This window comes from Salinivibrio socompensis S35, from assembly GCF_000513715.1.
Classification (GTDB): domain Bacteria; phylum Pseudomonadota; class Gammaproteobacteria; order Enterobacterales; family Vibrionaceae; genus Salinivibrio; species Salinivibrio socompensis.
In genome coordinates, this window is record NZ_AQOD01000217.1 from 1 (window position 1) to 1,589 (window position 1,589).

General features: G+C 44.2%; 1 protein-coding gene. It reads right to left on the minus strand.

What is annotated here, in order from left to right; translation table 11 throughout:
- Window positions 1–841: 841 nt before the first annotated feature.
- Entirely contained in the window at window positions 842–1,351 is a 510-nt protein-coding gene (locus DZ54_RS0117075; protein ID WP_128080573.1) for a hypothetical protein, read from the minus strand.
- Window positions 1,352–1,589 lie beyond the last annotated feature (238 nt).

Here is a 1,589-nt window from a genome sequence, read left to right on the forward strand (position 1 = left end):
CGTGGGAATGCATACAGAGCTCGACCCCTGAACAGAAGTCGTGACAAAACCATCAAGCCGAACTTGTCGAATTTGGTTGCTCTGATTCTGCTGAATGGATCTCTGTTCTCACACGATCTAGCACCGTGGCCAATGTTAGTTGGTCACTAACAAATGACAAAATTTATACATCGATGGTGCCGTTGGCGTAGGTGACACAAGCCCCTGCAAGATGCCAACTATGATGCACTATGCCACCTGGGCGCCTGTCACGTTTGGCGCCAAATTTAACATCGAGGTTAATCATTGGCTTTGATGTCCGATGGCGCCGTGCAACGGGCGCGCGGCGGAAATCACACCAAGCTTGCGCGATCGAGAAGGCGCTTATGCCGACCTACGCGTACTTTAACGTAGTCGGTGGTGTCATTTTACTCATTCCCACGCTCCCGCGTGGGAATGCATACAGAGCTCGACCCCTGAACAGAAGTCGTGACAAAACCATCAAGCCGAACTTGTCGAATTTGGTTGCTCTGATTCTGCTGAATGGATCTCTGTTCTCACACGATCTAGCACCGTGGCCAATGTTAGTTGGCCACTACAGTTAAAATCAAAGTGAAAAATTGCGCACTTGTAGACCAAAAAGAAAAACCGGACACCGATGACATCTTTGCGCCGCTAGCCTTTGTGGGGCGTGGGTTTTGAGTCAAAAAGTACGCAAAACACTGCGCACTTTTGAAGGGGGAAAGTGCGCAGTTGCAGCCGAACACGCAACATAGTGATAATCTTAAATTCGATGCTCAGAGACGGCGTGATGTGGGATAAAAATCTCGCTAAAATTTAGGATTGACGACATACTCGTTTGTTAGTTGCCTGTTTCCAAAACAACATCTTCTAATATCTTGCGATATTGTGGGCTAAATTTAAGCTCTGAGTGTTCATCATTTATTCTCTTTACTTCATCAATTCGGGGCTTAATTTCATCCCATATATCAACTATATACTTGTGATAAGCAAGCATTTCAGGACGTTGCATACTGCCAGCAATAAAATAGTCCTCTGGGATTTCAAAATGCTGATTTTTCCTAAGCCAGAATAGCCCCACTGTGTAACTTGACCATGATGTTATATTAATCATATCCAAACGAGATAAATTCGATTTCAAAGCCTCTTGTATATGTAGCTTTGAGTAGACCTCATATATTAGTGGTTGTGTTTGCTCTAACCGAATCAATGGGATGGGATGGCTGCCTTGTGGCTTAGACATTGGAGTAAAAGACTCTGTCCCGTGAAATCTATATAATACAAGTGATAATGCTACTGAAAAGCTGCGCACTTCTTCATCAAATACAGCCCCCTCAAAATGTCTAGCCAATGCACGAAGGCATGATATTGTCGCAAAGTAATCTGCAGCAATTTCGGTAACATGTGAAACAGCTGAAGCTTTACCTGTTAGAAGTTGGTTAGAAGCATTCTCGGTAGTGTTCAGAATTCTGTGTCATTTCGTTAGAATGGTCGAAAGAGGAATGATACATGACCGACAAGAAAATAGAACTCGATATGGAAGCTGCCCTAGAAGCGCTTCGTAGTGGCAAAGGTGTTACTGGCAAAGA